We start from the raw sequence: 12565 nt of genomic DNA, 5'->3' as shown, positions 1-12565 counted from the left end.
ATCGAAGTTCAGCCCTACTGGATTTAATGAAAACGATTATCATTACCGTTATGCCATCCTTGACACTGCCGCAGCTGCCCGTCACCGTCCTGTCCGGATTCCTCGGTGCGGGAAAGACGACCTTGCTCAACCACATCCTGGCCAACCGCGACGGCCGCCGCGTCGCCGTGATCGTCAACGACATGAGCGAGGTCAACATCGACGCCGCGCTCGTGGCAGGACAGGGCCATCTCGACCGCACCCAGGAGAAACTGGTCGAGCTCACCAACGGCTGCATCTGCTGCACGCTGCGCGAGGACCTCATCGACGCGGTCGGCGCGCTCGCGCGCCAGCAGCGGTTCGACCAACTCGTCATCGAATCGACGGGCATCTCCGAACCGATGCCCGTCGCGGCGACCTTCAGCTGGGAGTTCGAGGACGGTTCCAGCCTCGGCCAGCTCGCCCGGCTGGACACACTGGTGACAGTGGTGGACGCCTCCACGTTCCTGACGGAGATCGCCCGCGGGGAAGCCCTCGCCGATCGCGATATGAGTGCGGGCGAGGGTGATGCGCGGAGCATCGCCGACCTTCTCGTCGATCAGGTCGAGTTCGCCGACGTCATCCTGATCAACAAGACCGATCTGGTCAGCGAAGCCACGCTCGGCACTGTCGAGACGCTCGTGCAGCGGCTGAACCCGACCGCGAAGATCCTCCACACCGACCACGGCATCGTCGAGATCGGTGAAGTTCTCGGCACGGGCCTGTTCGACCCCGCAGCCGCCGCCGAGGCACCGGGCTGGGACGAGGAGATCGCGTCCGGACACACCCCGGAGACCGAGGAGTACGGCATCTGCTCCATGACGTTCCGGTCGAACCGGCCGTTCCACCCGGGGCGACTCGCCGACGCGCTGGCCCAGACAACTCGGGTGCTGCGCAGCAAGGGATTCTGCTGGATCGCGACCCGGCCGACGATCGCGGCGATCTGGTCGCAGGCCGGCCCGAATCTCGTCATCGAACCCGCGCAGTACTGGTCGTCCACCGACATCACGCCCGGCCAGGAGATCGTCTTCATCGGCGTGAAACTCGATCGCGACCGGGTGCGCGCGCTCCTGTCCGGAGCGGTCCTGACCGACGCGGAAATGGCCGAGGGCGAACGGACGTGGCCGTCGTATCCCGACCCGCTCCCCAAATGGGGCGTAACGCAGAGCCATTCACACTGACGTAGCAAAGGCCAAAGCGCCGATTCAGCGACGGGTGGCCAGCCCTGCCGCTACGGTGGCGAGTTGGGGGGGACGGCCGCGTGATGAGTTCGACGAATTCGGGCAGACGCCGGTTCGCCGATGCTGCACGACGCTGGTGGCACCAGGACGACCAGTTCGACTGGCTGTCCGGCTATCTGCATGCTCGTGGACTCGCGCCCGCCACCCGGCGCCTCATGGCCGTCATCGCCGGCGCCCTCGTCTTCATGGCTTTCGGTGTGCTGGGTTCCTTCAACCGGGTGCCGGTCCTCACCGTCACTGTCAGTGTGGTGGCCTTCATCGCCGGAGTCGGTTACGCGACCCTGTGGCTGTGGACGTGGCCGTCCAGGCGCCAGTCGTTGGCCATGGGCATGATCGGCTCCGCGCTGATCGCCATCGGTTCGATCATGCAGACCGAACCGGAAGTGGCCCTGATGGGATGCTCCGGACTGGTCATCACCGGGGGCTACCTCGCGTTCTTCCACGACGCGAAGGCGATCCTGTTCAACCTCGCCGTCGCCACCACCGCGGGTGGCTTCTGCGCGGTACGGGTGTTCGAGGCGCAGGACAGCGGCGTGGTCGCGGCCGCCGGATTCTGGCTCGTCGTGGAGCTGAATGTCGCTGTGCCGCTGGCGATCCAGACCGTCGTGCGCACGATGGGCGCCGACGTCGTGCGCTCCGACCAGGATGCCCTGACCGGGCTGCTGAACCGGCGAGCGTTCTACGAACGGGCCACCGCACTGCTGACGTCACCCAATGGCGAGCTGAACCTGATCGTGATCATGATCGACCTCGACGCGTTCAAGAAACTCAACGACACCTACGGGCACACCGCCGGAGACCAGGCGCTGACCGCCGTCGGCTGGACGTTGCGCGAGTCCAGTCCCAGCTCCGCGATCATCGGGCGCGCGGGTGGCGAGGAGTTCCTCGTCATCGACACGCTGCCCGCCGTGACGGCCGAGAAGTTGCCCGGCCAGCTCTGCTCTGCGATTGCCGCACTTCCGCATCCGGTCACCGCGAGCGTCGGCGCGGCCGTCGTCGAATGGGGCGCGGTGCCCGACGCCGGACCCGCGATCGAACGACTCATCCAGACCGCCGACGCGGCGATGTACCGCGCCAAGCGTGACGGCGGCAACCGGTGCCTGATCGAGCGGGCCCCCGCCCCATTTCGGAACTGACGCTTACTCCCCCGTCTCCACCGGGCGAGATTCCCCCGCCCACTGCGACCACGAACCCGGGAACAGTTTCGCCCCCACTCCCTCAGCGTGCAGCGCCGCGACGACAAGCGACGCGGTGACTCCCGAACCGCAGTAGACCGCAACATCATTGGCGTCGGACGGGTACCGGTTGGCGACAGGACCGGACAACCTGCCTTCGGCATCGAGGATCCCGGTGCTCGGCACGTTGCGTGCACCCGGGATATGGCCGGCCACCGGATCGACGGGTTCGGTCTCGCCGCGGAACCGCTCGGGCGCCCGGGCGTCGAGTAACACGCCGTCGAATTCTGCCACTTCGTCAGCAGTCAGGGTTGGTAGTGCGCCATCGTAGAGATCCTCGAAGTGGACCGAGATGTCACCGGGTTCGACTGTCGGCGAGCCTGTTTCGAGGCTGCCGCCCGAGGCGGTCCAGGCAGCCAGGCCACCGTCGAGAATTCTGACATCGGCGACGCCTGCTGCCGTCAACACCCACCAGGCGCGCGCGGAACCCGCCCGATTCCAGTCGTCGTACACGACTGTGGGCACCCCGTCCCGCAGACCCCATCGTCGCGCCGCCGACCCGACCGCCGCACCCGACGGCAGCGGATGCCTGCCCCGCCCCGGCACGGAGTGGTCGGACAGTTCGTCGTCGAGGGAGACGTACACCGCGCCGGGCACATGCCCGCGGGTGTACGCCTCCCGTCCGTCCGGCTGCGCCAGCTCCCAGCGGACGTCGAGGACGTTCACCGGTTCACCGTCGGCGATCAGCCGCGCCAGTTCTGCTGCGGTGACGAAGATGTCGGCACGGGTCATCTCACGATGGTGCCACCATCACCCATCAGTGGTCATGCCCGACTGCCCCGCTGAGTTCGTTGGGCGTTTGGTCGAGAGTCGCCGACGCGGTGATGGCGCCGGACTGCAGGTCGACCAGATGAATCTGCTTGGCAGCCGGGTCCGTGACGTACACGGCGCCTTCACGGGTGAACACGGTAGGACGCGGGTCCTGCCAGTCGTCGGGTTCGGTCCACGGACCCGTGACGTCGACGGTCTTCATCTGGGCGCCGGTCACCGGGTCGAACACGTACAGCTTGCCGTCGGTGCCGAGCATCAGCGCCTCTGCCTGCGGGCCGCGGGCCAGTGAGCGGAACGAATAGCTCACCGAAGGCGGCAACTTGACGACCTTGAGCTGATCGGTGGTGGTGTCGATCAGCGAGAACTGCTCGGGACGCTCCAGCTCGGCGTCGGGCTCGATCTTCATGTCGCCCAGCGCAACCGGAGAATCCTCGTGGCCCTTGATGTTGCCGATCCGGCCGTACGGGGTCGGGCTCGTGACCTTTGTGAACGTGCCGTTCGCGTAGATCAGCGCACCGTTCTCACACCCGAGGACGACTTCCTCGTCGGCGACCACAGTCTCACCGTGCAGGCCCGGGCAATCCTCGCTGCGCGCGATCTCACGGTCACCCTGCAACGCGACCGCGCCGGTGCGGCCCTCCGGGTCACCGAGGCTGTGCACCAGCGTACCGTCGGCCAGGATGACCGCGACACCGTGGTGTGGCTGCGGGGTCGTGAACTTCTGCGTGTCAGGCATACCGTCGGCGAGCGCGTGCGGATCGAAGGCCGTGATCTCCCCGGTGCCATCGGCGAAGAGCACGGTGTTCTCACCATGCGGCACAACGTGTCCCGCTTCCGCCGCAGGGAACGTGTCATCGGTCAGCACGGCACCCGACGCATCGAGGACGCGGAAGCCCTCATCGGTTGTGACGAGGACGTGCGCATCGTCACCGGCGGGGTTGACCCGCAGGAATCCGTCGAGCGGGATGTCCTGCTTGACCTCGAGGGTCTCTCCGTCGAGCACATAGAGCCCACCGTCGTAGGTCGCCACCAACGGCTCGATGATCGGCGTGGCCTGAGGCTGGGTCTCGAGCGTTCCGAGATTCTCGGAACTGCCCGTACTGTCGCCGCCCGACCCGCAGGCAGTCAGCGCTGCCGCCGCAAAGGACACCGCTCCGACGCGGTAGAGCCACCGCGGATTGGACATGTTTCGCTCCTTCCGAGCGTTGAGGGCCTACGGCTGTCGCAGGCCCGTCACGATGGCGTCGGTATTGGCGCGCATCATGTCGAGATAGGTCGCCGCCGGCGTGCCCGGCGGGCTCAGCGATTCGCTGTAGAGCGAAACGATCTGCACGTTCACACCTGCGTCCCGGGCCAGCACCCGGGCGAGCTTCTCCGGCTGCGACGAGTCGACGAAGATCGCCGGGACACCGGCAGTTCGGATCGCACCGACCAGCGACTGCAGATCCGAGGCGCTCGGCGCGGCGAGGGTCGTGCCGCTGGGGACGATCGCGCCGACCACGGTGAACCCGAACCGCTGCGCCAGATAACCGAGGACGTGGTGATTGGTGACGAGCTTGCGGCGCTCGACGGGGATGTCGCCGAACCCGGCAGCCATCGCCGCGTCGAGGTCCCGTAGGCGCGTCCGGTAGGTCTGTGCGTTCTGCGACACCGTCGCCGCGTCGATGCCGTCCATCTCGGCCAGGACCGCGTCCTCGATGGCGTCGACCGCGGTGATCATCCGCTGCGGGTCGGTCCAGAAGTGCGGGTCGGGAGCGCCCTCGCTGTCGCCGTCGGTGTAGTGGATCGGGTCGATGCGATCGCCGACGGGCAGTGTCGGAACTCCTGCTTCGGAGGCACTTTCGACGTTGCGGGTGATGTTCTCTTCGAGACCGAGCCCGTTGTAGACGATCAGGCCGGCAGTGCTCATCGCTGCGGCGTCCTGTGCGGACACCCCGAATGAATGCGGATCGGCGTTGGGCTGCATCAGGACTCGGACGTCGGCGGCATCTCCGACCACGTTCCGCACAATGTCGCCGAGGATGTTGGTCGTGACGACGATGCCGCCGGCCTGCTGCGGGGCGCCGCACGCCGTGAGCGCGGCCGCGAGGATCGCGACGAACCATACGCGGATCACCGGCCCGCCTCGACCATCAGCCCTGGAAAGACTTCGGTGCGCAGGGTGCGTGACACCCGCAGACCGTCCTGATAGTCGATCTCGTAGATCTCCCGGGTCTCGGCGTTGTTCACGTAGGCGCGATCCGAGTCGATGTCGACGACCGGTTGCGGTCCGTCTTCGGTGATTCGACTGGGGAACAGCGGAACTCGGGCGGTCTCGGTCTTCGAGGTCACCTCGAACATGCTGAGCGTTCCGTCGCGGCGCAGGACGAGCACGGTGCCGTCCCCGGCGGTGTTGGTAGCGACCGCGTCGGGAACCGGGATCAGCGTCCACGACCGCTGCCTGCTGTCGAGCACCCAGACCGTGCCGGCAGACAAACCGGCGAAGACATCGGCGCGGTCCCGATGGTCCATCCGCGACGGCGCCTTTGGCGCGTCGGCCGGATAGGGCGCGGCAGTGACGGAGAGATCCTTGTCGCCGCCGGTCACCCGGACCGCCCCGGAATCGCACCCGACGACCACCGCACGCCGGGTCGGCATCGCCCACGACGGGTTCGGGCACTGTCCGGTGAGATCGGTTGCCCCGCTGTCGTCGACGACCTGCATGCGCCCCGACGCCGCGACCGTGACGAGACGGCCGCCGTAGGGCACCACCGCGACGGCATCGCGGGGGACCTGCAGGCCCTCAGGTACTGAGACCGACTTCTGCCCCAGCTTCTCGCGGTCCGCCAATTGCACGTTCCCCGTGGATGTTCGGACTGCGACGGTTGAATTGCTTGCGCTGACGGCCTCGGCGGGAGCGTCGAGGGTGGCCACTTCGGTGGGCGCAGTGGCGAAGTAGTGGTAATGGTCCCCGTGGTCGAATGTCCACGCTCCGGCGTCGACGACGATCGTCTGCCGGTCGGTGCTCAGGTAGGCGAAGCGCCCGTCGCCGTTGAGGTCGGTCACCGCACCGTAGGAGCCGATCGGTGTCTCGGTCTCGTCGACGGCGTCGTAGACCGACGTGTCGCCCGTTGCGGGATCGACGAGCACGAGCATGGTCTGCGCCCCGTCGAGTTCGCGCGCGCCTTCGACGACCACCTCGTCGTGACCACCTGCGGGTTGTTCGTCGGCGACGGGCGCGGACGGGCTCGCGCAACCGGCCGCGATACAGGCCGATGCCGTGACGGCCGTGACGCGGCGCCACCGGCTGCGCAGGAACGACACCGCTGTGGAGGTGAAGAACATCAGGACCGCGACGCCGGCGATCGTGGCACCACCGGCGGTACCGGCATACCAGGAGATCAGCAGCCCGAGATACACCGCCGCGGAACCGATCGCGGCAGACAGCACCATGACTCGGGGGATCGACTTCGCCCACAACAATGCCGCCGCCGGCGGCGCGACGAGCAGGCCCAGCACCAGCAGCGTGCCCACCACGTGGAAGGACGCCACCATCGCCACCGCCATCAACACGGTCAGCACCGGGCCCGCGACTGCGGGCCGCAACCCCAACGTGGCGGCCTTGCGCGGGTCGAAAGACACGGCGACGAAGGCGCGGTGACCGATGACGACAGCACACAAGGACATGAGCAAGGCCACTCCCAGCACTACGAGATCGGTTGCGCCGACGGCGAACACGTCGCCGAACAGGAAGCCGGTCAGGTCGACGGCAAAGCTCTGGGACCTCGACACCACGATGACTCCGAGCGCCAGCATTCCGACCAGGAGCAACCCGATGCTGGTATCCGATGACAGCTTCGATGACCGTCCGATCGCGACGACCCCGACCGCCATCACGAGTGCCGCGGCGAGTCCGCCCGCCATCAAGCTGACACCAAGCAGGGCGGCGACGGCGACGCCCGGAAGCATGCCGTGGGTCATGGCCTCTCCGAGAAAGACGTTGCGCCGCAACACCACCCAGCAGCCGACGAGTGAGCACAGGCAGGCCGCGATGACGCCGGCCACCAGTGCTCGCACGACCATGTCGGCCTGGAACGGGTCGATCAGCCAGTGCGTCATGCCGTAAACTTCTATCAGTAATGAATATCATTTTCAATAAGGTGTCTTTCGGCCACCCTGCCACGCCCGTCTTCCAGGGGCTCACGGTGACGATCGCGCCCGACGCGATCACGGCCGTCACCGGATCGAACGGCTGCGGCAAGTCGACCCTGCTCGGGCTTCTCGCGGGCGTGCTGCATCCCGATGCCGGCCGGATCGACCTCGGCACAAGGGACGTCGCGCTTGCCGTGCAACGCAGTTCGGTCACCGACAGCTTTCCTGTCACCGCCGCCGAGGCGGTCATGATGGGGCGGTGGCGCCGGCTCGGGCTGCTCCGTCGCCCGAAGGCGGCCGATCACGACGCCGTCGAATACTGGCTGTCCGAGTTCGGGCTCCGGGAGCTCCGCCGGCGCACGCTCGGCGAGCTGTCGGGCGGCCAGCGGCAACGGGTACTCCTGGCGCAGGCGTTCGTACAGGAAGCCGGAGTTCTCCTGCTCGACGAGCCGACGACGGGCCTCGACGTCGCGTCGACGGCAACCGTCACCGGCCACCTTCGGCGGCTCGCCGACGCGGGAACCACGGTGGTCGTGGCCACGCACGACCACGCCGTCATCTCGGCTGCCGATCACCGCATCGACCTCGACGCCACCCGCGGCGCACTACGCTGACAAGCATGAGCTCTGTCGATCTCAACGCCGATCTCGGTGAAGGCTTCGGCGTCTGGACGCTCGGTGACGACGACGCGATGCTGGACATCGTCACCTCCGCCAATGTCGCTTGCGGCTTCCACGCGGGCGACCCCGCGACCCTGAGGAAGGTGTGCCGGGCGGCCGCGGAGCGTGGCGTCAAGATCGGCGCCCAGGTGAGTTACCGCGACCTGGCCGGGTTCGGCAGGCGCTTCATCGATGCCAGCACCGAAGACCTGATCGCCGACGTCATGTACCAGATCGGTGCGCTGTCGGCGCTCGCCACGGCTGCCGGCTCCTCCGTTTCGTACGTCAAACCGCATGGCGCGCTGTACAACTCGATCGTCACGAATCGTCAGCAGGCGCACGCCGTCGCCGAAGCGGTGCACGCCGTCGACCCGTCACTGCCTGTGCTCGGACTCGCCGGGTCGGTGTTCTTCGGCGCCGCAGAGGAACTCGGGCTTCGCACTGTGCCGGAGGCTTTCGCCGATCGCTCCTACCGGCCCGACGGCCAGCTGGTCTCGCGTCGCGAACGAAATGCTGTGCTGCACAACCCTGACGACATCGCCGAGCGCGTCATCTCGATGGTCACCAAGGGCCGCGTCGACGCCGTCGACGGCTCGACGATCCCGATCACCGTCAAGTCCGTGTGCGTCCACGGTGATTCGCCGGGCGCAGTGCAGATCGCGACCGCGGTGCGCGAACGGTTGGTTGCCGAGGGCGTGACGCTGGCACCGTTCAGTTAGCGACAGCGTCCCGGTTCGCGCCGACGACCACACTGTCGAGCAGACCCGGGATCGCGGCGTCCACCTGATCCCGGCGCAGCTGTTGATAGGTCAGTCCGTCGATGACGAGACGCTCCGTGACACCCGCCTCGCGGAGGATCTTGAAGTGGTGCGTCGCCGTCGACTTGTTGATGCCGTCGTACAGCGCGCCGCACTGCAACGGCGTCCCCGCATTGTGGAGCCGGCGCACGATCTCGAGCCGCACCGGATCGTGGATCGCCGCGAGCACCTTCTGCACCGGGCCGACCGGGTGCACCGGATAGTCGGTGACCAGCGCGTTGTCAGGCATCGGAATAAGCCTCGCAAAACTCGGTTTGATCTATGTCGAACCGAGCGTACGCTCGGTTCGGTTCGATGTCCGTCAAACCGACGATCCGGAGGAGCGCCGCCATGGTCGCGTTCGACCGACCGATCAGTGAGACCCAGCGGTGGGCCTACCCGCTGCTGCTGGTCCTGAGCGGTGTCGCGCTGGGCGTGTCCGGGCTGCCGGCCCCGCTGTACGGCATCTACGAAGAGAACTGGCACCTGTCGCCACTGGCCACCACGATCGTCTTCGCGGTGTACGCCGTCGCGGCACTGGGGGCCGTCCTCGTGTCCGGCAAGATCTCCGACGTCGTCGGGCGCAAGCCGGTACTGGTCGGCGCCCTGATCGCACTGCTCGTCGGCCTCGGTGTGTTCCTGATCGCCGACAGCATGCCGATGCTGCTGCTCGCCCGCACCATCCACGGCGCCGCTGTCGGCTCGATCGTCGTCGCAGGCGCTGCGGCCCTGCTGGACCTACGCCCCGATCATGGTGTGCGCGCCGGGCAGCTCAGCGGCGTCGCCTTCAACATCGGCATGACCGTCGCGATCCTCGGCTCGGCGCTGCTCGCACAGTACGCACCGCATCCGCTGCGCACACCGTATGCCGTCGTCGCCGTCATCTGCCTCATCGTCGGCGTCGGGGTGCTCGCGCTCCGGGAGCCGCACACCGCGCGCACCCGCGGCCCGATCCGCATCGCCAAGCCGGCGGTACCCGCCGAGATCCGCGGCGACTTCTGGTTTTCCGCGCTGGGCGCCATGGCGTCCTGGTCGGTGCTCGGCGTGCTCCTGTCGCTGTATCCGTCCCTGGCCGCGCGGCAGACCCACATCGACAACCTGGTGTTCGGCGGCGCCGTCGTCGGCACCACCGCCTTCGCCGCCGCACTGGCCCAGCTGGCCGCTACGCGGGTGCCCGCGAAGTATTCGGCGATCATCGGCGATGCCGGGATGGCCGCCTCCCTGCTGCTGACGATCCCGGTGCTGCTGACACACCAATGGCAGTTGGTGTTCGTCGCGGCCGCACTTCTGGGTGCGACCTTCGGGCTCGGCTTCGGCGGTTCGCTGCGGCACCTGTCCGACGTGGTGCCCGCGGGCAGGCGTGGCGAGACGATGTCGGCGTTCTATCTGCTCGCCTACTCGGCCATGGCCGTGCCCACCTTGGTCGCCGGATGGGCTGCGACGCAATGGGACCTGGCCGCGGTGTTCCCGTGGTTCGCCGCCGTGGTCGCCGTGGCCTGCCTCGGCGCGGCGCTCGCAGGGCTGCGCAGCGTGCGGGCAGCGAGATCAGCGTAGGGCTGACCGATTGTCGTCCGGGGTGGTCAGCCCGTAGCGGATGAGACGAGAGCTGTTGGCCACCACGGCAACCGATGACGCGTTGTGCAGTATCGCGGCGAGCACCGGCGACAGCGCCCCGCCTGCCCCGACCATCAGGCCGATCGCATTGACAGCGATCGACATCGCGTAGTTCTGCCGGATCACGTCGACCGCTCTACCACCGAGATCGCGCACGTCGAGCAGACGTTGCAGGTCGTCACTGGCCAGCGCGACATCGGCGGTCTCGACGGCGACATCGGTGCCGCCCAGCCCCATCGCGATACCGATGTCGGCCTCGGCGAGTGCGGGAGCGTCGTTGACACCGTCGCCCACCATCGCCACCGTGTGCCCCTCATCGCGAAGCCGCCGAACCACGTCGAGCTTGTCCTCGGGAAGCACCTCGGCCTGCCACTCCGTGATGCCCAGCTGTTCTGCGACCGCGGATGCGGCATCGGGGTGATCCCCTGTCAGCATCACGATGCGTCGAACACCGTTGGCCCGCAACCGTTCCAGCACCGCACCCGCCTCCGGGCGCACCTCGTCGCGAAGGCTGATCAACCCGACCAGCTTCCCGTCGACAGCGAGCAGCAACGGAGTCTCGGACTGCTTACGCAACTTGTCGACCCAGTCGGTGGCCTTCTTGGTCACCCGGACCTTCTCCTGCTTCAGCAGTGACGGGCTGCCGAGAAGCAGCGTCCGCCCGTCGGCCCATGTGCGCATCCCCAGACCCACGAGGACCTCGCACTCCTCGTGCGGCGGGATCTCGATGTGGCGCTCCTGAGTCGAGCGGATCACCGCCTCCGCCAGCGGGTGACGCGAGTGGATCTCCGAGCTCGCCGCGTAGGCCAGCACCTGCTCGGGTTCCCAATCCTTGTGGAAGGCAACGAGGTTGGTCACCATCGGGCGACCCAGCGTCAACGTTCCCGTCTTGTCGAACACGACGGCATCGACGCGACCCGCCTGCTCGAGGTGCGACCCGCCCTTGATCAGAATGCCCCGCCGCGCACCGTTGCCGATCGCCGCGCTGATGGCCGTCGGGGTCGAAAGCCCCACCGCGCACGGACACGCCACCAGCAGCATCGTCATTGCACGACGCACGTCGCGCGTGACCACCAACGTCGCCAGCGACAGCAGGAACGACGCCGGTACGAACCTGCGCGAGAAGCCTTCGCCGACCGTCTGAATCGGGGCGCGGTGCTCCTGCGCCTCCTCGACCCGCGAGATGATCCGGCCGATCGTGGTGTCGCGGCCGACCGCCTCGGCACGAACCACCAGCCTGCCGCGGACGACCACGGATCCCGCGAATACGCGAGCGTCAGCGGTGACGGCGACGGGCAGGTTCTCGCCGGTGATCGCCGACTGGTCCACGATGGCCTCGCCGTCGACGACCACGCCGTCGACCGGGAGCGCGACCTGATCGTGGACGACGACCTCGTCACCGATCCTCAGTTCGTCGGTCGCCACCTCCACCTCGGTGCCGTCCGCGAGCCGCACCCACGCGGTGTCCTGGTTGCCCTGGAGGAGATTGGCGATGGCCCGGCGCGTCCGCCGCAAGGTCAGGTCCTGCAGGTATTCGCCGATGTTCAGCAGCCACAGAACCGTCAACGCAACCACGTTCTCGCGCAACACGAGGCTCGCGATCGTCGCGGCGCTGACCAGTACGTCGGTGCCCGCCGAACGACCGCCACGCAGCGTGCGCAGCGCACCCCGCAGGAACGGATAACCGGTGAAGATCGTGACGCCCGTGGCGGCGAGGCGGCTGGTCGGACCCAGCAGCGGAGGACGCGCGAACACATACCGGCGGACACCGAGCAGAACCAGCGCGGTTCCGCCGACGGCCATCCGCAGCACGTCGGCGTTGGTGACGTCCGCCGAGTGCGGCGCCCGCACGGGAATCAGGTCGTCGGCGATATCGACCGCCGACTCGACTGCCGCGAGGACGGCGCCGCGATGACACCGCTTCGGCGAGTACCAGATCACCACCGACGCGGTGCGTGGATACGCGTGCACGGCACGCACGCCCGGAATCTGCTCGACGGAATCCTCGATCGCGACGGCACGTGCCGCGTCGTTGCGAAACCACGGCGCGTGCAAGCGCATCCGGCCCGCGGCATCAGACCTGACGGTCAGAGCCACCA

The 12565-nt window shown here is 67.8% G+C and carries 11 protein-coding genes; 5 read left to right on the top strand and 6 right to left on the bottom strand.

Going from position 1 to position 12565, the window contains the following annotated elements:
• Positions 1-50: 50 nt before the first annotated feature.
• Positions 51-1199 carry a GTP-binding protein gene (locus P9A17_RS12015; protein WP_278038870.1) on the top strand — a complete coding sequence of 383 codons (1149 nt, stop codon included), beginning with the start codon at positions 51-53 and terminating at the stop codon, positions 1197-1199.
• A gap of 83 nt (positions 1200-1282) precedes the next feature.
• Positions 1283-2395, top strand: coding sequence for a diguanylate cyclase (locus tag P9A17_RS12010; protein ID WP_278038869.1), 1113 nt, complete (start codon positions 1283-1285; stop codon positions 2393-2395).
• A gap of 3 nt (positions 2396-2398) precedes the next feature.
• Here the strand turns inward: P9A17_RS12010 and P9A17_RS12005 are convergent, their stop codons facing one another.
• Genes P9A17_RS12005 through aztB form a run of 4 tightly spaced genes read right to left on the bottom strand, consistent with a single transcriptional unit; the run spans position 2399 to position 7363 of the window.
• Positions 2399-3226, bottom strand: a complete 828-nt coding sequence (locus P9A17_RS12005; protein WP_278038868.1) for a sulfurtransferase — start codon at positions 3224-3226, stop codon at positions 2399-2401.
• Positions 3227-3251: 25 nt separating this feature from the next.
• Positions 3252-4451, bottom strand: a complete 1200-nt coding sequence (aztD, locus tag P9A17_RS12000) for a zinc metallochaperone AztD (protein WP_278038867.1) — start codon at positions 4449-4451, stop codon at positions 3252-3254.
• A gap of 27 nt (positions 4452-4478) precedes the next feature.
• Positions 4479-5378 (bottom strand): zinc ABC transporter substrate-binding protein AztC, encoded by a 900-nt coding sequence (gene aztC, locus P9A17_RS11995; RefSeq protein ID WP_278039825.1) that lies wholly within the window; start codon positions 5376-5378, stop codon positions 4479-4481.
• On the bottom strand, positions 5378-7363 hold the full coding sequence (aztB, locus tag P9A17_RS11990) for a zinc ABC transporter permease AztB (protein WP_278038866.1): 1986 nt from the start codon (positions 7361-7363) through the stop codon (positions 5378-5380). Before aztB ends, aztC begins: the two co-directional genes overlap by 1 nt.
• 41 nt (positions 7364-7404) lie before the next feature.
• On the opposite strand from aztB, the gene aztA reads away from it, so the two are divergent.
• Both aztA and P9A17_RS11980 read left to right on the top strand, forming a co-directional pair.
• Positions 7405-8010: a zinc ABC transporter ATP-binding protein AztA gene (gene aztA, locus P9A17_RS11985; RefSeq protein WP_278038865.1), complete on the top strand. Its 606-nt coding sequence runs from the start codon at positions 7405-7407 to the stop codon at positions 8008-8010.
• Positions 8011-8015: 5 nt separating this feature from the next.
• Positions 8016-8774, top strand: a complete 759-nt coding sequence (locus P9A17_RS11980; RefSeq protein WP_278038864.1) for a 5-oxoprolinase subunit PxpA — start codon at positions 8016-8018, stop codon at positions 8772-8774.
• On the opposite strand, the gene P9A17_RS11975 is transcribed toward P9A17_RS11980, so the two are convergent.
• Positions 8767-9102, bottom strand: coding sequence for a helix-turn-helix transcriptional regulator (locus P9A17_RS11975; RefSeq protein WP_278038863.1), 336 nt, complete (start codon positions 9100-9102; stop codon positions 8767-8769). The two genes, P9A17_RS11980 and P9A17_RS11975, sit on opposite strands and share 8 nt — an antisense overlap.
• A gap of 101 nt (positions 9103-9203) precedes the next feature.
• Here P9A17_RS11975 and P9A17_RS11970 point away from each other — a divergent pair, with 101 nt between their 5' ends.
• A complete protein-coding gene (locus P9A17_RS11970; RefSeq protein WP_278038862.1) occupies positions 9204-10406 on the top strand; it encodes an MFS transporter in 1203 nt (400 codons plus the stop codon).
• On the opposite strand, the gene P9A17_RS11965 is transcribed toward P9A17_RS11970, so the two are convergent.
• Entirely contained in the window at positions 10398-12563 is a 2166-nt protein-coding gene (locus P9A17_RS11965) for a cation-translocating P-type ATPase (RefSeq protein ID WP_278039824.1), read from the bottom strand. The two genes, P9A17_RS11970 and P9A17_RS11965, sit on opposite strands and share 9 nt — an antisense overlap.
• Positions 12564-12565: the final 2 nt, after the last annotated feature.

Source organism: Mycobacterium sp. 236(2023) (assembly GCF_029623955.1).
GTDB lineage: Bacteria > Actinomycetota > Actinomycetes > Mycobacteriales > Mycobacteriaceae > Mycobacterium.
The sequence above is the reverse complement of the archived record's forward strand: the minus strand, read 5'-3'. Positions and strand labels throughout refer to the sequence as shown.

Bases quoted from the DNA above. Each gene is read 5' to 3' on its own strand.
- P9A17_RS12015 (WP_278038870.1), top strand. From the start codon at position 51: ATGCCATCCTTGACACTGCCGCAGCTGCCCGTCACCGTCCTGTCCGGA.
- P9A17_RS12010 (WP_278038869.1), top strand. From the start codon at position 1,283: ATGAGTTCGACGAATTCGGGCAGACGCCGGTTCGCCGATGCTGCACGA.
- P9A17_RS12005 (WP_278038868.1), bottom strand. From the start codon at position 3,226: ATGACCCGTGCCGACATCTTCGTCACCGCAGCAGAACTGGCGCGGCTG.
- aztD (WP_278038867.1), bottom strand. From the start codon at position 4,451: ATGTCCAATCCGCGGTGGCTCTACCGCGTCGGAGCGGTGTCCTTTGCG.
- aztB (WP_278038866.1), bottom strand. From the start codon at position 7,363: ATGACGCACTGGCTGATCGACCCGTTCCAGGCCGACATGGTCGTGCGA.
- P9A17_RS11980 (WP_278038864.1), top strand. From the start codon at position 8,016: ATGAGCTCTGTCGATCTCAACGCCGATCTCGGTGAAGGCTTCGGCGTC.
- P9A17_RS11975 (WP_278038863.1), bottom strand. From the start codon at position 9,102: ATGCCTGACAACGCGCTGGTCACCGACTATCCGGTGCACCCGGTCGGC.
- P9A17_RS11970 (WP_278038862.1), top strand. From the start codon at position 9,204: ATGGTCGCGTTCGACCGACCGATCAGTGAGACCCAGCGGTGGGCCTAC.